This is a genomic window from Dactylosporangium sp. NPDC050588 (assembly GCF_040654975.1).
GTDB classification, from domain to species: Bacteria; Actinomycetota; Actinomycetes; order Mycobacteriales; family Micromonosporaceae; genus Dactylosporangium; species Dactylosporangium maewongense.
Genome location: NZ_JBFAJA010000028.1, coordinates 76,495 through 96,183, shown reverse-complemented (window position 1 = coordinate 96,183; position 19,689 = coordinate 76,495). Strand labels below are relative to the sequence as shown.

Sequence of the window (19,689 nt, the reverse complement as noted above, 5' to 3'; positions counted from 1 at the left end):
GTCGGCTTGCGAGCGGCGCAGCGACATGGGGGCTCACTCGCTCCGGGCGGTCTCCGGGCCGGTGATGCGCCGCAGCAGCGGGAACGTCGCGGCGATGATGGCCAGGGACATCAGCAGCGCACCGGCGACGATCGCGGCGTAGGTCGGTGACGGCGGGTGCAGCGTGTAGTCCATCTGCGCCTTCAGGAACAGTTGCGCGCCCAGCAGCCCGGCCCCGATCGCGAGGGCGGCGGCGGCCAGCAACGGCACCGCGCTCTCCAGGGCGACGACCCGTCGCAGCACCGCCAGCGGTACACCCGTGAGCCGCAGCAGGCTGAATGGCCGTTTGCGATCGGTGAGACCGGCGATGACGGCGACCGCGAGGCTGCACCCGGCGATCGGCAGGCTCGCGAAGATGATCACGGCGGCGAGCTGCTCGAAGCCGGCCAGCTGCGAGTTCTGGTCCTCGGCACGGTCCCGTTCGGTGACCGGCTGGACCTGCAGGTCGGGGAACGCCCGCTCCAGCGCGGTGCGGGCCCGCTCGAGGGTGGCGGTGGCGCCGTCGGTACTGGTGACGACCGCCTCCACGGGCAGCGCGGCCAGCTGCTCCTCGGTCAGGGGCGCCGCCGGCCAGACGATGCCGGCGCCGTGCTTGGTGCGCCACCCCAGCAGGTCCTCGTGGACCCAGGCGACCGTCGCCCCGTCGGCGCAGCGGCCGTATTCGGGCGCCCGGGCGAGGTCGGCGCACAGGGCGAAGCCGGCGTAGTCGCCGTCGCGCTCGGGGTTGCCCCGCACGACCGTGACGGAGCGGACCCCGGGCAGGGTTGTCACGGAGGCGAGGACCGGCGCGGGGATGCTCTGTGGGTTGCGTTCGAACCTCGTGACCAGCGTGGCGGCGGCGAGCGCGTCGACGTGCCGGCCGCGCTCCTCGGAAATGGTGTGGATGATGCCGACGGACGTGGTGGTGACGAAGAGGCCGATGACGACGCCGCTGATCGCCCGGAAGGCGGCCGACGGGTTGTCGCTCAGGCGACGGGCGGCGATGAGGGTCGCGGGCCGCTGCGCCCGGCGGGCGAGCACCCGGGCGCCGACCATCGTCAGCCACGGCCCGGCGATCACCAGGCCGACCATGATGAGCAGCAGCCCGGGCAGGAAGACCGCGACCTGCTGGTTGGAGCTGTCCGGCACCCGGCCGATGAAGAACGCGAGCTCGCCGATGCCGAGCAGCAGCGGGAGCAGGCGGAACCAGCGGGGCGGCTTCGGCGTGACGCGGCGCACGACGCCGAGCGGGGAGATGCGGACCCGGCGCAGCGCCACCCGGGCGGCGACCGCGGCGGCGACGGGCACGCCGAGCGCGACCGCCACGGTCATCAGTGGGCCGAGGGTCACGTCGTCAGGCTGGAACGGCAGGCCGGTGAACGGGATCCCGGCGATCTGTTCGCGCAGCGCGAGGTACAGCGCGAACCCGGCGGCGGTGCCGAGCAGCGCCGCGACGGTCGACTCGACGGCGGCGACGACGGAGATCTGCCTGGGCGTGCCGCCGATGAGGCGCATCGCGGCGAAGCGCTGCTCCCGCCGGGCGGCGCTGAGCCGGGTCGCGGTGCCGATGAAGATGAGCACCGGGAAGAGCAGCCCGCCGGCGACGACGGACAGGATCAGGTCGAGCGCGGCGACGGGAAGTCCGGTCGGGTCGGTGGGGAACCCGCTGACGCGGCGGGCGCTGTACAGCTGCGAAACAAACTCAGGAGTGCCGCCGACGACGACCGTGAGACTGCCCGGCGATGGCAGCGCGGCGTCGCCGATGAGGCCCGCCCGCCGGCCGGGGTAACGGTCGCCGAGCTGGTCGGCGGGGGTCGAGTCGATCAGGTCGGCGAGGGCCGGCGAGACGTAGTACTCCCCCGGCCCGGGCAGGCGCGGCAGACCCCTGGGGACGGGCGCACCGGTGGTGAGCGCGGCGACGTCGATCCTGGAGATGGACCGGCCGTCGAAGAACTCGCCGCCGCGCTCGACCCACCACAGCGGGCCGTCGTCGGCCGGGATCTGCGCGCCGAGGGCGGCCAGCCTGGCGACCTGCCCGTCGACCGCGTTGACGCCGGCGAGGGTGCTCAGCAGCAGCCACACACCGAGCGCGACCGCGCCGGCCATGACGGCGAGCCTGATCGCGGCCTCGCGGCCGCTCGCGAGAGTGAGGCGCAGCCCGAACCGGATCACGACGCGCTCCTGGCGAGGGCGTGGACGCGGCCGTCGCGGACGACGACCTGACGGTCGGCGTACGCCGCGACCCGGGCCTCGTGGGTGACGAGGACGACGGTCGTGCCCTGCGCCCGGGCGGAGTCGACCATGAGGTCCATGACCTGCTCTCCGGTGAGCGAGTCGAGGGAGCCCGTCGGCTCGTCGGCGAACAGGACGCGGGGCTTGGCGACCAGCGCCCGGGCGAGGGCGATGCGCTGCGCCTGGCCGCCGGACAGCTCGCCGGAGCGGCGCTGCTCGAGGCCTTCCAGGCCGAGCCGGGCGAACCAGGGCCGGGCCTGCGCGACGGCGTCGGCGCGGCGGGCGCCGCCGAGCAGCAGCGGCAGGGCGATGTTGTCCTCGGCGGTCAGCTCCGGCACGAGCTGGCCGAACTGGAACACGAACCCGAACCGGTCGCGGCGCAGGGTGCTGCGGCGGGTCTCGTCGAGCCGGTCGATGCGGGCGCCGTCGAAGTGGATCTCGCCCTCGTCGGGGACGAGGATGCCGGCGAGGCAGTGCAGCAGCGTCGACTTGCCGGAGCCGCTGGGGCCCATCACGGCGACGATCTCGCCCTCTTCGACGGCGAGGGTGGCGCCGCGCAGCGCCGGTGTCTGGCCGAACGACAGCCGTACATCACGGGCCTCGATCATCGACGGACCTCTTTCGTGAGTGCGTCGAGACGAGCGACCGTCGTCTCGATCCAGTGCAGGTCGGCCTCGAGGTGGTACAGGCCGTGGTCGGCGAGCATCGCGTCGACGAGGTTGCCGGCGCGCTTGATCTCGGTCAGCTGCTGCATGCGGCGCAGGTGGGCGCTGCGCTGCATGTCCAGGTAGTCCTCGGCGGAGCGGCCCAGCATCAGCGACAGCACGACCTTGGCGAACAGCACCGTCTGCAGGTGCGGCTCGGGCTCGACGGGCTCGGCGAGCCACGCGTCGACCTCGGTGGCGCCGGCGTCGGTGATGACATACCGCTTCCGGTCGGGCCCCTCCCCCGGCTCGACGTCGCTGATGACGACCTTGCCGTCGCGGGCGAGGCGGCCGAGGGTCGCGTAGACCTGCCCGAACGACAGCGGCTTGCCGCGGCCGAAGAAGGTGTCGTAGTCGCGCTTGAGGTCATAGCCGTGGCTGGGCTCGCGCTCCAGGAGCCCGAGCAGCGTGAGGGGAACGCTCATGCCGATCACCATACGCTGAGGGTATACGCCGCGTATATACCCTCGGCGTAGGTCTCAAAAGATTGCGGACCGTAGCTAGCCGTATCCGATCCGTCATGGCGCGGTTGGCCTGGGTAGGGCGGCACAACTGAACGGGGATCAGCTTTGGACACGAACTACGCGCGGGTGTTCCAGCACACCGGCGCGGTCGACAAGTACGAGCACGTCACCTACGCACCCGGCAGCTACGCGTCGCGGATCAACGAGCGGCAGCGGGCGTACCTGCGGGCCCTCGTCCGGCGGTCGTTCCCGAACCAGCGACCGGACCAGCGACCGGACCAGCGACCGGACCAGCGACCGGACCAGCGACCGGACCAGCGACCGGACCAGCGACCGGTCCAGCACGACTTCGCCTGCGGCACCGGCCGGGCGATCCGCAGCCTGCACGGGCTCGTCCGGGAGGCCCACGGCTACGACACGTCCACCGACATGCTCGCCAAGGCGGCCGAGGTCGGCACCCGGGCGCAGCTGCACGCGATCCCGGCCGGCGGCCCCGTGCCGCAGCCCGCACCGGCGGACGGACCGGCGCTCGTCACCGTGTTCCGGCTGCTGCTCAACGCCGACGACACCGTCCGCGACCGGGCCCTCGCGTTCGCGGCCAAGGCCCTGCCCGACCCCGACGCCGGACTGCTCGTCATCGAGAACCACGGCAACGCCAACTCGCTGCGGCACCTGCGGGCGCACCGGCTGCGGGGGCAGCGATGGTTCGCCGAGCTGTCGCACGACGACGTCGACCGGCTGCTGGCCAGGCACGGGTTCGAGACCGTGGAGCGGCGCGGCTTCTCGATGCTGACCCAGGGTTGGTACGAGCGGCGCGGGCTCGACCGGATCGCGCGGGGCGTCGACTCGGCGGCGAGCGTGCTGCCCGGCACCGACCGGTACGCGGTGAACGTCGTCTACGTGGCGCGCCGCCTGCCCCGCTGAGCCGGATTGCCAGGACGGTGGCGGCGAGGGCACCATGGTGCGCGTGCCGCCACCCGCCGCCTCCCGCCCGGCGCCGCAAGTCCTCGAGGCGGTCCTCGAGCGGCTCACGTACGCGAACGAGGAGACCGGCTACACCGTCGCCCGTGTCGCCACCGGGCGCGGCACCGACCTGCTGACCGTCGTCGGGGCCCTGCTCGGGGCGCAGCCCGGCGAGAGCCTGCGGATGCGGGGCTGGTGGTCGTCGCATCCGCAGTACGGGCGGCAGTTCGAGGTCGTCTCCTACACCACCGTGCTGCCCGCCACGATCCAGGGCATCCGCCGCTACCTCGGCTCCGGGCTCATCAAGGGGATCGGCCCGGTGTTCGCCGAACGCATCGTCGAGCACTTCGGCCTCGACACGCTCACCGTCATCGAGGAGCACCCCGAGCGCCTCGTCGAGGTGCCCGGCCTGGGACCGAAGCGCACCGCGAAGATCACCGCGGCGTGGCAGGAGCAGAAGGTCATCAAGGAGGTGATGGTCTTCCTCCAGGGCGTCGGCGTGTCGACGTCGATCGCGGTGCGCGTCTACAAGCAGTACGGCGACAAGTCCATCGACGTGGTGAAGACCGAGCCCTACCGGCTGGCCACCGACGTGTGGGGCATCGGGTTCAAGACCGCCGACGCGATCGCCCAGGCCGTCGGCATCCCGCACGACAGCCCGGAGCGGGTGAAGGCGGGTCTCCAGTACACCCTCTCCGAGGCCACCGACAACGGGCACTGCTTCCTGCCCGCCGCGCAGCTGGTCGCCGACGCCACCAAGATCCTCGACGTGCCCGCGGACCTCGCGACCCGCTGCCTCGACGAGCTCGTCGCGGAGGAAGGGGTGGTGCGCGAGACGGTCCCCGGCAACGACGGGCCGGCCGTGTACCTCGTGCCGTTCCACCGCGCGGAGCAGTCCCTGGCCAACGCGCTGCTGACCCTGCTGCGGGGGCGGGGCGACCGGATGCCGCACTTCCACGGCGTCGACTGGACCCGCGCGCTCGCCTGGCTTCGCTCACGCACCGGCGCCGACCTGGCACCCGAGCAGGAGCAGGCGGTCCGGCTGGCGCTCACCTCGAAGGTCGCGGTGCTCACCGGCGGCCCGGGCTGCGGCAAGAGCTTCACCGTCCGGTCGGTCGTCGAGCTCGCCGCCGCGAAGAAGGCGAAGATCCTGCTGGTCGCCCCGACCGGGCGGGCCGCCAAACGCCTGTCCGAGCTGACCGGGCAGCCCGCCGCGACGGTACACCGGCTGCTGAAGCTCCAGCCCGGCGGCGACGCCAGCTTCGACCGGGACAACCCCCTCGACGTCGACCTCCTCGTCGTGGACGAGGTGTCCATGCTCGACCTCATCCTCGCCAACAAGCTGGTCAAGGCGGTGCCGCCCGGCGCGCACCTGCTCCTCGTCGGCGACGTCGACCAGCTGCCGTCCGTCGGCGCCGGCGCCGTGCTGCGCGACGTCCTCGATGCGCAGGCCGTCCCGCGGGTACGCCTCACGCAGGTCTTCCGGCAGGCCGCCGACTCCGGCGTCGTCACCAACGCGCACCGGATCAACGCCGGCCTGCCGCCGGTCGTGCAGGGCATGCGGGACTTCTTCCTCTTCCCGTGCGACGACACCGAGGCCGCGGCGCAGCTCACCGTCGACGTGGTGCACCACCGGATCCCGGCGAAGTTCGGCCTCGACCCGCGCCGCGACGTGCAGGTCCTCGCCCCGATGCACCGCGGCCCGGCGGGCGCCGGCGCGCTCAACGCCCTGTTGCAGGAGCGCCTCACCCCGTCCCGCGACGGGCTGCCGGAGCGCCGCGCCGGCGGCCGGGTGTTCCGCGTCGGCGACAAGGTCACGCAGATCCGCAACAACTACGAGAAGGGCCAGGCCGGCGTCTTCAACGGCACCCTCGGCGTCGTCACCGCCCTCGACCCCGACGAGCAGACCCTCACCGTCCGCACCGACGAGGACGAGTCCATCGACTACGACTTCGACGAGCTCGACGAGCTGCAGCACGCGTACGCGATGACCATCCACCGCTCCCAGGGCTCCGAGTACCCCGCCGTGGTGATCCCGCTGACCACGAGCGCCTGGATGATGCTGCAACGCAACCTGCTCTACACCGCCGTCACCCGCGCCAAGCGCCTCGTCGTGCTGGTCGGCTCACGCCGCGCCCTCGCCGCCGCGGTCCGCACCGTCGGCAGCGGCCGCCACACCGCCCTCACCCACCGCCTCAGCCCCTGACCCCGCCGAGAGCGCGTTGAGGGGCAGACCGGGCGGCCAGACCAGGCGGGCAGTCGTGCTGGGACGGCGGCGGCGGTCAGCGGACACGGCGAACAGGCACACCACTCGGCGTGGGGCGGTGCTGAGTGCCGGGCGGTCAGTGGAGCTCGGTGGCAGGGCGTCGCCTTGCCGTGATCGCGCGGTGCACGGCGGCGGCGGTCATGAGGGCGGCCGCGGTCACGCCGAGGAGGCGCGCGGAGACCACCGCCGGTTGGGGCACGGCCGGCAGGAAGCGCACGTACCGGCGGCGGGGCTGCGGTGCGAGCGCGGCCGCCGCGGCGCCGGCCGCGCCGACCGCCGCCGCGGTGCCCCAGAACGCCCCGGGTCGCCGCTGGACGTGCGGCGCCGGGCCGTGCCACGCGGCGATCCGGCGGGTGCGGCCCAGCCTCGCCGACATGGCGAGCCACGCCGCCGCGCCCACCGCGCTGGAGGCCAGGTGCAGCGGCACCCACGCCGGCACCCCCGGCAGCACCTCCCGGGCCAGGCGCGGCAGGCCGACCCTGGTGCCGGTCACCGTGTCGTGGGTCAGGTGGTCCCACGCGACGTGGCTGGCGGCGCCGATGAGTGCCGAGCCGGCCGTGACCCACCACGGGTGCCGGGCCTTGGTGAGGGCGCCGTAGTCACGGACGGCGAACGGGCCGAGACCCGGCAGGTGCGCGGCGACCTCCGGTGCCGCCCGGCGCACCAGCAGGGTCGCCGCGGTCGTGACGGGCACCGAGGCCAGCACGCCCCACCACGTGTGCCCCTTGGTGAACGGCGGGTGGCAGTGCATCGCGTACGGCAGGTCGGGCGCGGCCGAGCCGACGACCAGGGCGACCCCGTCGAACCACGCGGGCCGCCACAGCTTCAGCGGCAGGACGGCGGCGGCGTGCGAGGGGAAGGTGGCCGGCATGATCGCGACTGTAGCCGGGTCCGCGGCGGTTCAGGTGCCGCAGCGGGCCAGCCCGGCGCGGAGCTTGGCGCGGACCACCCGGGTCGCGGACTCGGTCACCCGGGCGGCGAACGCGGGGTCACCCTTCGCGGCGGTCACGAGCGCCTCGGTCCACGGGCCGGCGTCGGACAGCTTCACCGACAGGGCCACGTCGCCGCCGGCCTTGATGAAGCGGACGGCGCGCTGGCCGAGCGGGATTGAGGCGACCGCGGTGGCGGCGCCGAGGTCGTCGGAGAGCACGAGGCCGTCGAAGCCGAGCTTCTGGCGCAGCAGGCCGGTGACGATCGGCTCGGAGAACGCGGCGATGTTGGCCGGGTCCAGCTTCGGGTACGTCGCCGAGGAGATCATGACCGCCGCCGAGCCGGCCGCGATGCCGCTGGTGAAGGGCTGCAGGGCCGGGTCGTCGGCGGTGGTGATGTCGTCGCGGGCGCCGGTGGAGGTGTCGGTGTTGACGCGGACGCGGCCGAGGCCCGGGAAGTGCTTGAGCGTAGCGAGCACGCCGGCGCCCTGCATCGCGGTCACGACGGTGGCGACGTCGGCGGCGGCGGGTTCGGGGGTCGCGCCGTACTGGCGGTCGAAGCCGCCGATCGGCGGGTTGGCCTTGCCGACGGAGGCCGGGACGACGTCCGCGACCGGAGCCAGGTCGATGGTGACGCCGATGGCCTTGAGCCGGCCGACCCACTCGGCGGTGTTGGCCTTCAGCGTCGCGTCGTCCAGTTTGGCCTGGTTGACCGCGGACGGGATGGCCGGGAAGTCGGCGCCCTTCAACGTCTGGACCTGCCCGCCCTCCTGGTCGACGCCGATCTGCAGGCCGAGCCCCGACTTGGCCGCGGCCGCCTGCAGCTGCTCGATCGACTGGCGCAGCGACGCCGCCGACGCCGTGCTGCGGCCGGCCAGGAAGATGCCGCCCAGCTGGTACCGCTGAATCGCCTGGACAGCGTTGAGCGGCGTCCCGATCGGTGTGCCGATCATAAGGAGCTGACCGACCTGCTGCTCCAGGGTGAGCTTGGCGACCAGCGCGGCGGCACAGTCACCGCTCGGCGAGGCGGACGGCGACACCGGGGCATGCGTGCCGGCACCAGCGGGCGTGCGTGCGTCGGATGCCGGTGTACCGCGACCGGCCGCGACGAACCACAGCGCCGCCCCGGCCGCGACGAGCACCACGGCGGCCACGGCGAGGGTCCACCTGGGGAACGGGCCGATCCGGCCACGATGGCGAGCCATGGGCCGCTCCGTCCGTGGGGTTCGCAGGATGCCCGACCCGATGGACGTTACCCGGCCCGCACCGGCCGCCCCCCGCCAGCCCGCGGCGGACCGGTCCGACCGCCGGAGCAGGGCGACCGACAGCCAGACGGCGGGAGGTAGGTCAGCACGCGGAGCGAGGCGGCCGGCGGCCAGGCGGTCGGAGGTGGGTCAGCCCGCGGCGGAGCGGGGCAGGCGGTGGTCGGGCAGCTGGTGCAGCCACAGAGCGAGGGCGCGGACGGTCTCCCGCTCGAACGCGGCCTTCGCGCGGGTCACGGCGGCCGCGCCGGCCACGTCGTCGGCGAGCGCGTGCATGCGGGCGCGGGTGACGGCGAGCCCGCTGCGGATGAACATGTCGAAGGTCGCCTCGTCGGCGGACTCCACGGCGAGCATGCCCCGCACGTACACGTCCTCGATGCTGACGTCCGGCGGCAGGGCGCACAGCCAGGTCCGCTGGCGCTGCCGCCCGGCGGCGGTGAGCGAGCAGGTGCGCCGGTTGCTGCTGGCCATGCGGGCCGGGACGGCGGTGTCGACCCGCAGGAAGCCGGCCCGCTCCAGCCGCGTCACCGACGCCATCACGCGGACGATGTCCATCCGCCGGGCGCTGCCGAAGATCTCGTCGTGGCGCCGCATGAGCTCCCACGCGCTGCTGTCACGGCCGCCCAGCAGGGCGAGCAGCACGTCGTCGAGCACCAATGCCAGGCACCTCCCGCCGAACTTCTACACGACGTAGAAGTTAGCAGAGGTCACGCCTCGGGGTGCTCCCGCAGCAGCGCGCGGAGGGTCTGCTCGTCGCGGTCGTCGAGGGTGCCGACGAACCGGCGCAGCACCGTCGCCCGGTCGGGCTCCTCGGCGAGCAGGCGGCTCATCCGCTCCGCGACCAGCCCGGCCGCGTCGCGGAGCGCCCCGTAGCGGAACGCCCGGCCGTCGCGGTGCCTGGTGACGGAGCCCTTCTCGTGCAGCCGGGTCAGGGTGGTCACCACGGCGCTGTACGACAGCGCGCCGGCGGGATCGAGCAGGTCGCGGACCTCGCCCGGGGTGAGCGGCCCGGCGGCGGCGCCGAGGACCGTGATCACCTGCGCCTCGAGCTGTCCGGGCCGGCGCCGGCGGTCTCCCGGAGGCGGTGGTGTACTCATCGCGACGACTCTATCGAGCCGTGGCCGGTCGTCGCTGACCGATCTGGTTAGAGTGCGAGGGGCACGGACTCACCGCGCGGGGGAGGCACATGTTCGATCATTTCGTGTGGTCGGTGCTCGTGGTGCCGCCGCTGATCCTGCTCGTCGTGCGCCTGCTCGCCGACCGGCTCCCGCCCGCCGGCGCGGCCCGTGCCGTCGCCTGGTCCGCGGCCGTGGTCGCCGCCGCCAGCACCGTCAACCTGCTGCTGTTCGCACTGAAGGCGCTCGCCCAGGTGCCGGCCGTCGCCGGCGTGTTCGGCTGGTCGGCGACGGTCGTCACGGCCGACACCGCCGCGGAGCCGTGGGCGCCGTGGCTCAGCGTCGCGCTGCTCGCCGCCGTCGCCGTCTCCGTCATCCGCCGCTGGCGCCACCACCGCGACGTCCTCGCGCTCGGCCGGTCCGCCGGCGACGGCACGGCGCTGGTCGTGCTGCCCGACGCGGAGGCGAAGGCGTTCGCGGTCCCCGGCCGGCCCGGTTACGTCGTGGTCACCACCGGCATGCGGGCGCTGCTGACCGACCGGCAGTTCGACGCGCTCATCGCGCACGAGCAGGCGCACCTCGCCGGCCGGCACCACCGGCTGGCCCGCCTGGCGGACACGGCCGCCGCCGCCCACCCGGCGCTGTGGTGGGTCGCGAAGCACGTCGACTACCTGCTCGAGCGGGCCGCCGACGAGCATGCCGCCGTCGAGGTGGGCAGCCGCCGCACGGTCGCGCACGCCATCGGCGCGGCCGCGCTGGCGACCTCCGGTGCCGGCGCGACCCCGGCCGGATCGGGCTGGTCGGTGCTGCACGTCGCGATCCCGCAGGGCATCGTGCCCCGCCGGGTGTCGCTGCTGCTGACCCCGCGCACCTGGCCCGCCGCGGGGCTGCTGAGCCTGCTGCCCGCCGCGCTCGCCGCGTTCAGCGTCGTCTGGTCGGTCGAGGCCGCCATCGACCTGGTCGAGCTGCTCATGGCGGCCCGCGGGCGCTGAACGGGTCCGCGACCGGCGCCGGGCGACGCCGAGCGGTCCGCGCCGGCGCCGTCACCGACGGCCTCGCGAAACCCGGGTAAGTGATTCCGGGCCCTGAAGCGTTCATGAGGCGTGGGGCACATGGAGTTCACCGAGTTCTACCGGTCGGAGCGCGACCGGTGCCTGCGGGCCGTGCTCGCCGGCGTCGCGGACCGCCAGGTCGCCGAGGACCTGGTGGCCGAGGCGTTCACCCGGGCGTGGATGTCGTGGCACAAGGTGCGGCGGCATCCGGCGCCGCGGGCCTGGGTCGTGCGCACCGCGCTCAACCTGCGGGTGTCGTGGTGGCGCCGGCACCGCCGCGAGGTCGACCTCGGCGACGGGCACGTGGACACCGCCGACGGCACCGGCGAGCCCGGCGGCGGCCTCGACCCGGCGCTGCTGCGGCTGCTGCGCGCCCTGCCGCCCCGGCAGCGGGAGGTCATCGCGTTCCGGGTCTTCCTCGACCTCGACACCGCCGCCACCGCCAAGGCCCTGGGCATGGCCCCGGGCACCGTCACCGCGCACCTGTCCCGGGCGATCGCGACGCTGCGCGGCCATCTCGTCGTCAACCACAGCCAGGAGCAGTCATGAACAGTCAGGAGAAGTCATGAACGACCACGACACCGACGTCCTCGACACCCTGCGAGGCTCGCTCGACGCGGTCACGATGGGCACGCCCGTCGAGGACATCGTGAGCACCGGCCGGGCCCGCCGCAACCGCCGCCGGCTGGCGACCGTCGCCGCCGGCACCGTGGCGGTGGCCGGCGTCGCGCTCGGCGTGGCGAGCCTCGCCAACCCCCCGGCGGGACCCCCGGCCACGGCGCCCGGCGTGAACGCGGCCGGCGAAGTGCACGTCCGGACGGTCGCCTACACCGTCGACTCCCGGGCCGACGGCACGGTCCAGGTGACCTGGACCAAGCAACAGTGGTTCGAGGACCCCGCCGGCCTGGAGGCGGCCCTGCGGCAGGCCGGCTTCCCGGTGGTCGTCAAGGTCGGCGAGTTCTGCGCCGGCCCGGGCGACGACCTGACGCTGGTGCACGGCACCGGCCCGGGCGTCACGGGCGTCGTGCGCCCTCTGGCGGGCGCCGACGCGACGTTCGTCTTCGACGCCTCGGCCCTGCCGCCCGGCAAGCAGCTGTTCATCGGGTACCTGACCCCCGCCCAGCTGGAGGTCACGGGCGGCTCCCCCGGCTCGGTCGAGCGCCTGGTGCCCATCGACACGCCGCTGACCTGCACCACCGTGGCCCCGCCGCGAGAAGGCCGCCCGGCCGGCAGTGAGGAGGACCCGTCGGCCAAGCCGGTCAAGCCGGTCAAGTAACCCCGCTCAGCGACTGCCCCGGCGCCGGTTGGTGCCGGGGCAGTCGCGCGTCCACGCTCGCGAAAAGATTCGATCTGTCCTACCATCCAAATGTCCTACATTTGGAGGTCGGAGTGCTGTCGAGCCCGCAACGGGCCGTGCCCCTCGCCACGCAGGTCGCCGGTCAGTTCAAGCAGCTGATCGCGGCCGGTGACTGGCCGGTCGGCTCCCGGATCCCGCCCGAGCACCGGCTCACCGAGCAGCTCGGCGTCAGTCGCAACACCGTCCGGGAGGCGTTGAGCGCGCTCGTACACCTCGGACTCCTCGAAGCGCGTCCCGGCGACGGCACCTACGTGCGCGCCGACAGCGAGCTGCAGGTGTCCCTCGGCCGGCGGGTCGCGGAGGCCGACCCCGACGACGCCTTCGAGGTGCGGGCGCTGCTGGAGCACCGCGGGTCGCGCCGGGCCGCCCTGCACGCCACCGCCGAGGACGTCGCCCACCTGCGCGAGCTGCTCGACCGGCGGGACGCAGCCCGGACCGGCGACCTGGCGGGCTTCGTCGAGGCCGACTTCGCGTTCCACCGCGCGGTCGTCATCGCCGGCGGCAACCCGCTGCTCGCTGAGTTGTACCAGCACCTGAGCCCCGTCATCACGCAGACGATCAGCGACAGCGCCGCGCTGGACCACGACAGCACCGTGCACGACCTGCACCACCACCTGGTCGACGCGATCGAGGCCGGTGACCCCGACGCCGCCGAGGCGTGCAGCGTCGCGCTGGTCGCCGAGGGCCGCGACATCCTGCGCGGGAGCGCGTCGTGACCGCCACCCTCGCCCCGGTGCGGGCCCGCACCGGGCTGCTCGTGGTCGGCATCCTGCTGATCGCCACCAACCTGCGGGCCGCGCTGACGTCCGTCGGGCCGGTGCTCGACGACGTGCGCGCCGACCTCGGCCTGACCGCGACCGCAGCCGGTGTGCTGACCGCGCTGCCGCTGCTCGCGTTCGCGGGCTTCTCGCCGGTCGCCCCGCTGGTGGCGCGGCGGCTCGGGCTGGAGCGCACCCTCGGCCTGGGCCTCGCCGTGCTCGCCGCCGGCATCGTGCTGCGGTCGGTGCCGGTCGCCGGCGGGATCTGGGCCGGCACGGTCGCCATCGGCGCGGCGATCGCGTTCTTCAACGTGCTGCTGCCCAGCCTGGTCAAGCGGGACTTCCCGGACCGGGTCGCGCAGCTGTCCGGCGGCTACTCCGCGACGCAGAGCATCGTCGCGGCGATCGCGTCCGGCGTCGCCGTGCCCATCGCGGGCCAGTCCACCGCCGGCTGGCGGATCGCGCTCGGCTGCTGGGTCGGGCTCACGGTCGTCGCCGCCGCCGTCTGGCTGCCCCGGCTGCGCACCCGCCCGGCGGGCCCCGACGGCGGCGCCGGCGCGACGGTCGCGCACCGCTCGCCCTGGCGCAGCCCGATCGGCTGGCAGGTGACGCTGTTCATGGGCCTGCAGTCGCTGGTCTTCTACGTGATGGTCGCCTGGCTGCCGAGCATCGAGCAGGACCACGGGGTCAGCGCCACGACGGCCGGCTGGCACCTGTTCGTCTACCTGATCGCCGTGGTCGTGGCGAACCTCGCCGCCCCGCACCTCATGCGCCGCCTGCCGGACCAGCGGCTGGTCGCCCTGCTGTGCACCGCGATGATCCTGCTCGGCGTGGGCGGGCTGCTGCTCGCGCCCGGCCTGCCCGTCGTGTGGCTGGTGAGCGCCGGCCTCGGTGCGGGCCTGTCGCTCGTGCTGTGCCTGTCGCTGTTCAGCCTGCGTGCCGTCGACCACCGCCAGGCCGCGGCCCTGTCGGGGATGGCGCAGTCGGTCGGCTACCTCCTGGCCGCGTGCGGCCCCGTCCTCATCGGCGCGCTGCGCGACGCGAGCGGCTCGTGGACGTTGCCCTTGGCGACGATGTGCGCACTGATCGCAGTGATGGGCGGCTTCGCCGTCCTCGCCGGCCGGGACAGGGTGATCGGCTGACCCTGTGGGCGGCCCGCCAACCGAGACGGGCCGCCCGCAACAGGACCGGCCGACCCGGCAACCGAGACAGGCCGCCCGCAACAGGACCGGCCGGTCCGGCAACCGAGACAGGCCACCCGCAACAGGACCGGCCGGTCCGGCAACCGAGACAGGCCGTCCGTGACAGGACCGGCCGACCCGGCGGGCGGCCCGGCACGGACGGACGGGGACCGCGGCACCCGGTTGAAAGGCCGCCGGAGCGGCCGAGTTCGTCGATGGACACGGCGCCCGGCGGCTGTCCCACCCGGCGCCGATCGGATACGGTCGTGCGGGTGTCCGCGAAGCGTCTGACGCTGCCCGCCCGGGTCAAGGCCCTCACCGTGCCGCTGCCCCCGGGCAAGACCATCCGGCCCGACCTCGACGACGACGAGCCGCCGGTGCTCTGGCTGAGCAAGACGTCCCCGCCGCCGGGGCTGTGGGAGGAGCTGCGCGCCGCGCACCCCGCCACCGGCCTGTGGCCCCTGCTGCTGACGCACCTCGACGGCGACCCGTGCCGCCCGTGGATCGAGGGTGAGCTCGTCCCCGAAGACATGTCCGACCCCGCGGACCACGACCCGGCGGCGCTGCTGCCGAAGTGGTGGGCGGAGACCGGCGACGAACGCGGCCCGTGGCCGGGGCTGGCACCCGCGGCGGGCGTGGACCCCGCCGACGCCGACGCGACCGCCGACCGGGAGGCGGCCGCGCTCGTCGCGTCCCGCCGGCCGTGGCGGCTCGGCCTGGTCGCCGCCGGTCGCGGCGCCGACGCGCTCACCGTCGTCGGCTGGGACGGCCCCGCCAACCACACCGACGACACCGCCCACATCAGCGCGGTCCTGCGCAGCTGGGAGGAGCGCTTCGGGGTCCGGGTCGTCGGGGTCGCTTCGCCGAGCTGTTCCTGAGCGTCGCCGCGCCACCGTCCACGGTGGACGAGGCATTGACGGTCGCCGCGGAGCACGTCGCCTTCTGCCCCGACACCGTGTGGGGCGGCACCGACCTGCCCGGCTACGCGGCGGGCCTCGTCGGCGCGCCCGCCTGGCACTTCTGGTGGGACTGACCGCCCGCTGTGCGGGTCGGCGACGTGCATCGTTCGCCTTGTATTTCCCCACGGTTCACCGGCGTCTCCGAGGCTGCGAAGGAATCAAGCAGACTTCTTTGGAGCGTGCCAGCGTGACTGTTTCTCGCCGTCAAGTTCTCAGTGGTACGGCCGCGGCGGGCGTCGGCCTGACCGTCGCCGGTGCCCTGCCGACCCTCGCCGAGCCCGCCCTCGCGCACGAGGAGCACCGGCCGTCCTCCGGCGGGCGCCCGTTCCCGCCGCTGAAGGACGACCCGAACGGCATCCTCGCGCTGCCCGAGGGCTTCTCCTACACGATCGTCACCCGCGAGGGCAGCACGGAGATGAACGGCAACCAGGGCAAGACGCCCGGTTACCACGACGGCACGGGCGTCGTCGCCGCCGGCCACAACAAGCTCACGATCATCCAGAACCACGAGCTCAACCCGCACACCATCGCGTACGGCGTGCCGCACATCGAGGGCACCGTGTACGACCCGGGCGCGCCCAACGCGGGCGGCTGCACCGTCATCACCACCGACGGCAACGGCCGGCGCACCGGCGAGTGGGTCGGCATCTCCGGCACGCTGCGCAACTGCGCGGGCGGCGTGACCCCGTGGGGCACCTGGCTGACCTGCGAGGAGACCACCGCCAACGCCGGCGCCACCTGGACCGCCGGCGGCCAGACCGGCACCTACGAGAAGGCCCACGGCTACGTCTTCGAGGTCTTCCCGGCCGAGTCCAAGAAGCAGCTGCCCAAGGCGATCAAGGCGTTCGGCCGGTACGACCACGAGGCCCTCGCCGTCGACCCGGACCTCAAGCACGTCTACCTGTCCGAGGACGCCAGCAGCCCCAACGGCCTGTTCTACCGCTGGCGCTCGACCGACGGCAAGCGCCTCGGCGCGGGCATCGCCAACTCGCTGGCCGACGACGCCGGCAAGCTCGAGGCGATGCAGATCCGCCTCGACGACGGCAGCATCCTGCCCGACGTCGCGTACCTCACCTCCGCCCAGATCGGCCGCCCGTTCAAGGTGACCTGGCTCGAGGTGCCGGACCGCGACGCGACCACCAAGCCGGTCCGCACCCAGTTCGCCGACGGCACCGTCACCCGGGGCAAGAAGTTCGAGGGCGTCTGGAGCACCCGCAAGGGCTGCTACATCGTCAACAGCTTCGCCTTCGGCGCCAACGACCTGCCCGCCGACGCGACCAAGCACGACGGCATGGTGTGGTTCTACGACTACTCCGACCAGACCATCACCCTGGTCACGTACTTCCCGCACAACTCCGCCGCCGAGGGCGAGGGCCCGGCGCCGAAGTACGCCGACCTGACCTTCGACGGGCCCGACAACGTCACGGTCACCCCGTGGGGCACCCTCGTCCTCGCCGAGGACGGCGTCCGCGCCTCGCACGTGCTGAGCTCCGTCCCCGGCGGTCCGACCTACGCCATCGCCCGCAACATGCTCAGCAACGGCACCTCCAACGGCGCCCCGACCTACTCCGAGTTCACCGGCCCGACGTTCTCCCCGGACGGCAAGGTCCTGTTCGTCAACATCCAGGTTCCCGGCATCACCCTGGCCATCACCGGCCCGTGGGGCCGCTACCTCGGCTGACCAGCGCTCCGGGGCCCCGGCGTCACTCCGGGGCCCCGGAGTGAATTTCCACCGTCGCGTGGCGGCCGGTGCCGGCGGTCGCGCAAGCTGGGGGCCGACGGAAGGGACCGGCGTGCGGCGGATCGTGGACGGCGTGTGGGAGATCGCGTTCGGCTACGTGCACGCGCACCTCATCGAGGTCGACGACGGCCTCGTGCTCGTCGACACCGGGCTGCCGCACAGGGCCGGCAAGCTGGGCGTCGCGGTCCGCGCGACCGGGCACGACCTCGCCGACGTGCACACGATCCTGATGACGCACCAGCACGCCGACCACACCGGGTCGCTGGCGGACCTGCGGCAGCGCACCGGGGCGCGGGTCGTCGCGCACCGGCAGGACGCGCCGGTCATCACCGGGGAGCGGCCGGCGCCCGTCCACCACTGGCTGCTGCGGCTGTCGGCGCGGTTCCTGCGGGCCGAGCCGGCGCCGGTGGACCGGACCCTCGAAGGCGACGGGCCTACCGGGGTCTCCGGGATCACCGCCGTGCACACTCCCGGGCACACGCCGGGGCACGTGTCGTTCCTGCTGGACCGCGGCGGCGGGGTGCTGTTCGCCGGGGACGCGGCGACCGCGATGCTTGGGAGGGTGCGGGCGTCGCCGAAGGTGACCAACGCCGACCATGCCGTCGCGGTGCGCAGCGCCGCCCGCCTCGCCGAGCTCGACTTCCAGGTCGCGGTCTTCGGCCACGGCGCCGCGGTCCGGGGCGACGCGGTGTCCCGGTTCCGGGACTTCGCCGCCCGGCTGCGCTGAACGCCGGTCAGACGAACGAGTCGAGGGCCTCGCGGATCAGGGTGCGCATCGTGTCGCTGCCGGTGTGGCCGGAGTCCTCGACGACCGTCAGCGTGGCGTCCGGCCAGCGCTCGGCGAGCAGCCAGGCCGTCTCCAGGGGGCTGCTGATGTCGAACCGGCCGTGCAGCAGCACGCCGCGGATCCCGGCGAGCCGATCGGCGTCGCGGATCAGGACGCCCTCCTCCAGCCAGGCGGCGTTGGCGAAGTAGTGGGTGCAGATGCGCACCATGGCGAGCTTCGCGTCGTCGGGGCGGCCGCTGTACGCGTCGGGCACGCCGTTCGGTTCGAGCGAGACGGCGGTGTCCTCCCAGGCGCACCACGCCTGCGCCGCGGCGGCGCGCACGGCCGGGTCGGGCGAGCCCATCAGCCGTGCGTAAGCGGCGATCAGGTCGGCCGCGTTCGCCGGCGCCAGGTCGGCCGAACCTGCCGGTGTCCGGTCGCTCACCGGTGCCACGTGGTCGCGGAACGCCGCCCACTGCGCGGGGAAGAAGCGGCCGACGCCCTCGTAGAGCCAGTCGCGCTCGCGGCGGCGGGTGGAGGTCACGCCGTCGATGACGATGCCGGCGACGCGGTGCGGGTGGCGTTCGGCATACGTGAGGATCAGCGTCGACCCCCACGACCCGCCGAACAGCAGCCACCGGTCGATCCCGAGGTGCTCGCGCAGCCGCTCCATGTCGGCGACGAGGTGGTCGGTCGTGTTGTGCCGCAGGTCGGCGTCCAGTGTGGACGCGTGTGGTGTGCTGCGGCCGCAGTTGCGCTGGTCGAACTGCACGATCCGGTAGCGCTCCGGGTCGAAGTAGCGCCGGGTCCGCGGGCTGCTGCCGGAGCCCGGCCCGCCGTGGACGACGGCGGCGGGCAGCCCGGCCGGGTTGCCGCTGACGGACCAGTGCACGAGGTTGCCGTCGCCGACGTCGAGCATGCCTTCGTCGTGCGGCTCGATGGGTGGGTACATGCCGAGCAGAATACAACAGCGCTGTTATATTAGTGCTGTGACATTCCTCGGCAGCCGGCTGCGGCACCTGCTCGAACTGCTCGACGGCGACGTCGCCCGGGTCTACGCGGACCTCGGGCTGCCCGACATCCGCCCCAGGTTCGCCCCGGTCGTGCGCACCCTCGCCCGGCAGGGGCCCAGCACGATCCGCGACCTGGCCGTCGCGATCGGCGTCACCCACTCGGCGGCGAGCCAGACCGTCGCGGAGATGGCCCGGCAGGACCTGGTGCGCCTGGAGCCCGGCGCCGACGCCAGGCAGCGCATCGTCCACCTCACCGACCGGGCCGCCCGGCTCATGCCGACGATCGAGGCGGAGATGGCGGCGACCGTCGCGGCCGCCGAGGCGTTCGACGCGGAGCTGCCCTATCCGCTGAGCCGCCTGGTCGAGGAGGCCATCGCCGCCCTGGAGCGCCGCCCGATGCACGAGCGCATCGGCGCGGTGGTCGTAGAAGGGCCGTCAGGCCGAGGCTGACGCCGCCGCGGCCGACTGCGCCTCCCACATCGTGACGACGACACCGAGGACGAAGACCTGCACCGGCAGCGGGAGGCCCGGCAGGTCGACCTCGACGTCACTGCCCCAGAAGCTGGTCTTGCGGACCGAGCCGACCTTGCGGCCACCCGCGTACAGGTCCTGGGCCTGGCTCCACACCGAGGCGCGCTGGAACTGGTACGTGACGCCGCCCGCGGTGACCGTCCACTGCTTGCGGCCGACCCGGTCGGCGGCGGCGACGGACTCGCCGGCCTTGTCCTGCATCACGAAGCGGCTGCCCCACGCGTTGCCGCGGACGAGGAACGACTGGCCGGCGACGGTCAGCTGGCCGCCGCCGCGCCAGACCCCGCCCTCCCACGCGGCGACGGCGTGGCCCTGTTGCGTGACTGTATAGCGCGCCCGCCAGACGCTGGTCCGCTTCGCGATCAGCATGTATCGAGC

The 19,689-nt window shown here is 74.0% G+C and carries 19 protein-coding genes and 1 pseudogene; 11 read left to right on the top strand and 9 right to left on the bottom strand.

Annotation, left to right across the window (positions count from 1 at the left end; translation table 11 throughout):
- Positions 1–33: 33 nt before the first annotated feature.
- From AB0I21_RS21170 to AB0I21_RS21160, 3 genes are read right to left on the bottom strand one after another with little or no spacing between them, the layout of a single operon-like run.
- Positions 34–2,190: an FtsX-like permease family protein gene (locus AB0I21_RS21170; protein ID WP_360563407.1), complete on the bottom strand. Its 2,157-nt coding sequence runs from the start codon at positions 2,188–2,190 to the stop codon at positions 34–36.
- Positions 2,187–2,858: an ABC transporter ATP-binding protein gene (locus AB0I21_RS21165; protein WP_360563405.1), complete on the bottom strand. Its 672-nt coding sequence runs from the start codon at positions 2,856–2,858 to the stop codon at positions 2,187–2,189. Before AB0I21_RS21165 ends, AB0I21_RS21170 begins: the two co-directional genes overlap by 4 nt.
- Complete coding sequence (locus AB0I21_RS21160) at positions 2,855–3,379, bottom strand: PadR family transcriptional regulator (RefSeq protein WP_344510649.1); 525 nt, start codon at positions 3,377–3,379, stop codon at positions 2,855–2,857. Before AB0I21_RS21160 ends, AB0I21_RS21165 begins: the two co-directional genes overlap by 4 nt.
- Before the next feature lie 144 nt (positions 3,380–3,523).
- Here AB0I21_RS21160 and AB0I21_RS21155 point away from each other — a divergent pair, with 144 nt between their 5' ends.
- The gene (locus tag AB0I21_RS21155; protein WP_360563404.1) at positions 3,524–4,342 is read left to right on the top strand and encodes a class I SAM-dependent methyltransferase; all 819 of its coding nucleotides are present in this window, start codon (positions 3,524–3,526) and stop codon (positions 4,340–4,342) included.
- Between the two features lie 43 nt (positions 4,343–4,385).
- Positions 4,386–6,587, top strand: coding sequence for an ATP-dependent RecD-like DNA helicase (locus AB0I21_RS21150; protein ID WP_360563402.1), 2,202 nt, complete (start codon positions 4,386–4,388; stop codon positions 6,585–6,587).
- Between the two features lie 136 nt (positions 6,588–6,723).
- On the opposite strand, the gene AB0I21_RS21145 is transcribed toward AB0I21_RS21150, so the two are convergent.
- From AB0I21_RS21145 to AB0I21_RS21130, 4 genes are all read right to left on the bottom strand, one after another.
- Positions 6,724–7,518 carry a DUF4184 family protein gene (locus AB0I21_RS21145; RefSeq protein WP_360563401.1) on the bottom strand — a complete coding sequence of 265 codons (795 nt, stop codon included), beginning with the start codon at positions 7,516–7,518 and terminating at the stop codon, positions 6,724–6,726.
- 30 nt (positions 7,519–7,548) lie between these two features.
- Entirely contained in the window at positions 7,549–8,781 is a 1,233-nt protein-coding gene (locus AB0I21_RS21140; protein ID WP_360563399.1) for a glycoside hydrolase family 3 N-terminal domain-containing protein, read from the bottom strand.
- Positions 8,782–8,970: 189 nt separating this feature from the next.
- Positions 8,971–9,492 (bottom strand): PadR family transcriptional regulator, encoded by a 522-nt coding sequence (locus tag AB0I21_RS21135; RefSeq protein WP_354891965.1) that lies wholly within the window; start codon positions 9,490–9,492, stop codon positions 8,971–8,973.
- A gap of 53 nt (positions 9,493–9,545) precedes the next feature.
- On the bottom strand, positions 9,546–9,935 hold the full coding sequence (locus AB0I21_RS21130; protein WP_344510663.1) for a BlaI/MecI/CopY family transcriptional regulator: 390 nt from the start codon (positions 9,933–9,935) through the stop codon (positions 9,546–9,548).
- An 89-nt stretch (positions 9,936–10,024) separates the two neighbouring features.
- Here AB0I21_RS21130 and AB0I21_RS21125 point away from each other — a divergent pair, with 89 nt between their 5' ends.
- The 8 genes and pseudogenes from AB0I21_RS21125 (at position 10,025) to AB0I21_RS21090 (ending at position 17,728) form a co-directional block, all read left to right on the top strand.
- Entirely contained in the window at positions 10,025–10,945 is a 921-nt protein-coding gene (locus AB0I21_RS21125) for a M56 family metallopeptidase (RefSeq protein ID WP_360563397.1), read from the top strand.
- A 120-nt stretch (positions 10,946–11,065) separates the two neighbouring features.
- The gene (locus AB0I21_RS21120; RefSeq protein ID WP_360563395.1) at positions 11,066–11,554 is read left to right on the top strand and encodes a sigma factor-like helix-turn-helix DNA-binding protein; all 489 of its coding nucleotides are present in this window, start codon (positions 11,066–11,068) and stop codon (positions 11,552–11,554) included.
- A gap of 16 nt (positions 11,555–11,570) precedes the next feature.
- A complete protein-coding gene (locus AB0I21_RS21115) occupies positions 11,571–12,281 on the top strand; it encodes a hypothetical protein (RefSeq protein WP_360563393.1) in 711 nt (236 codons plus the stop codon).
- Positions 12,282–12,382: 101 nt separating this feature from the next.
- On the top strand, positions 12,383–13,078 hold the full coding sequence (locus AB0I21_RS21110) for a FadR/GntR family transcriptional regulator (protein ID WP_360563391.1): 696 nt from the start codon (positions 12,383–12,385) through the stop codon (positions 13,076–13,078).
- The gene (locus tag AB0I21_RS21105) at positions 13,075–14,262 is read left to right on the top strand and encodes an MFS transporter (RefSeq protein ID WP_360563390.1); all 1,188 of its coding nucleotides are present in this window, start codon (positions 13,075–13,077) and stop codon (positions 14,260–14,262) included. Before AB0I21_RS21110 ends, AB0I21_RS21105 begins: the two co-directional genes overlap by 4 nt.
- A gap of 254 nt (positions 14,263–14,516) precedes the next feature.
- Positions 14,517–15,334: pseudogene (locus tag AB0I21_RS21100) on the top strand (DUF4253 domain-containing protein).
- Positions 15,335–15,447: 113 nt separating this feature from the next.
- Complete coding sequence (locus tag AB0I21_RS21095) at positions 15,448–16,941, top strand: alkaline phosphatase PhoX (RefSeq protein WP_360563388.1); 1,494 nt, start codon at positions 15,448–15,450, stop codon at positions 16,939–16,941.
- Positions 16,942–17,053: 112 nt separating this feature from the next.
- On the top strand, positions 17,054–17,728 hold the full coding sequence (locus tag AB0I21_RS21090; RefSeq protein ID WP_360563386.1) for an MBL fold metallo-hydrolase: 675 nt from the start codon (positions 17,054–17,056) through the stop codon (positions 17,726–17,728).
- Positions 17,729–17,735: 7 nt separating this feature from the next.
- Here the strand turns inward: AB0I21_RS21090 and pip are convergent, their stop codons facing one another.
- Positions 17,736–18,719 carry a prolyl aminopeptidase gene (gene pip / locus AB0I21_RS21085; RefSeq protein WP_360563384.1) on the bottom strand — a complete coding sequence of 328 codons (984 nt, stop codon included), beginning with the start codon at positions 18,717–18,719 and terminating at the stop codon, positions 17,736–17,738.
- 37 nt (positions 18,720–18,756) lie between these two features.
- Here pip and AB0I21_RS21080 point away from each other — a divergent pair, with 37 nt between their 5' ends.
- Positions 18,757–19,230: a MarR family transcriptional regulator gene (locus tag AB0I21_RS21080; RefSeq protein ID WP_360563383.1), complete on the top strand. Its 474-nt coding sequence runs from the start codon at positions 18,757–18,759 to the stop codon at positions 19,228–19,230.
- Here the strand turns inward: AB0I21_RS21080 and AB0I21_RS21075 are convergent.
- Positions 19,216–19,680 (bottom strand): hypothetical protein, encoded by a 465-nt coding sequence (locus AB0I21_RS21075; protein ID WP_360563381.1) that lies wholly within the window; start codon positions 19,678–19,680, stop codon positions 19,216–19,218. The genes AB0I21_RS21080 and AB0I21_RS21075 overlap by 15 nt on opposite strands.
- Positions 19,681–19,689 lie beyond the last annotated feature (9 nt).

Coding starts and splice junctions, on each gene's coding strand:
- AB0I21_RS21165 (WP_360563405.1), bottom strand. CDS start 2,858: ATGATCGAGGCCCGTGATGTACGGCTGTCGTTCGGCCAGACACCGGCG.
- AB0I21_RS21160 (WP_344510649.1), bottom strand. CDS start 3,379: ATGAGCGTTCCCCTCACGCTGCTCGGGCTCCTGGAGCGCGAGCCCAGC.
- AB0I21_RS21145 (WP_360563401.1), bottom strand. CDS start 7,518: ATGCCGGCCACCTTCCCCTCGCACGCCGCCGCCGTCCTGCCGCTGAAG.
- AB0I21_RS21140 (WP_360563399.1), bottom strand. CDS start 8,781: ATGGCTCGCCATCGTGGCCGGATCGGCCCGTTCCCCAGGTGGACCCTC.
- AB0I21_RS21130 (WP_344510663.1), bottom strand. CDS start 9,935: ATGAGTACACCACCGCCTCCGGGAGACCGCCGGCGCCGGCCCGGACAG.
- AB0I21_RS21125 (WP_360563397.1), top strand. CDS start 10,025: ATGTTCGATCATTTCGTGTGGTCGGTGCTCGTGGTGCCGCCGCTGATC.
- AB0I21_RS21120 (WP_360563395.1), top strand. CDS start 11,066: ATGGAGTTCACCGAGTTCTACCGGTCGGAGCGCGACCGGTGCCTGCGG.
- AB0I21_RS21115 (WP_360563393.1), top strand. CDS start 11,571: ATGAACGACCACGACACCGACGTCCTCGACACCCTGCGAGGCTCGCTC.
- pip (WP_360563384.1), bottom strand. CDS start 18,719: ATGTACCCACCCATCGAGCCGCACGACGAAGGCATGCTCGACGTCGGC.
- AB0I21_RS21075 (WP_360563381.1), bottom strand. CDS start 19,680: ATGCTGATCGCGAAGCGGACCAGCGTCTGGCGGGCGCGCTATACAGTC.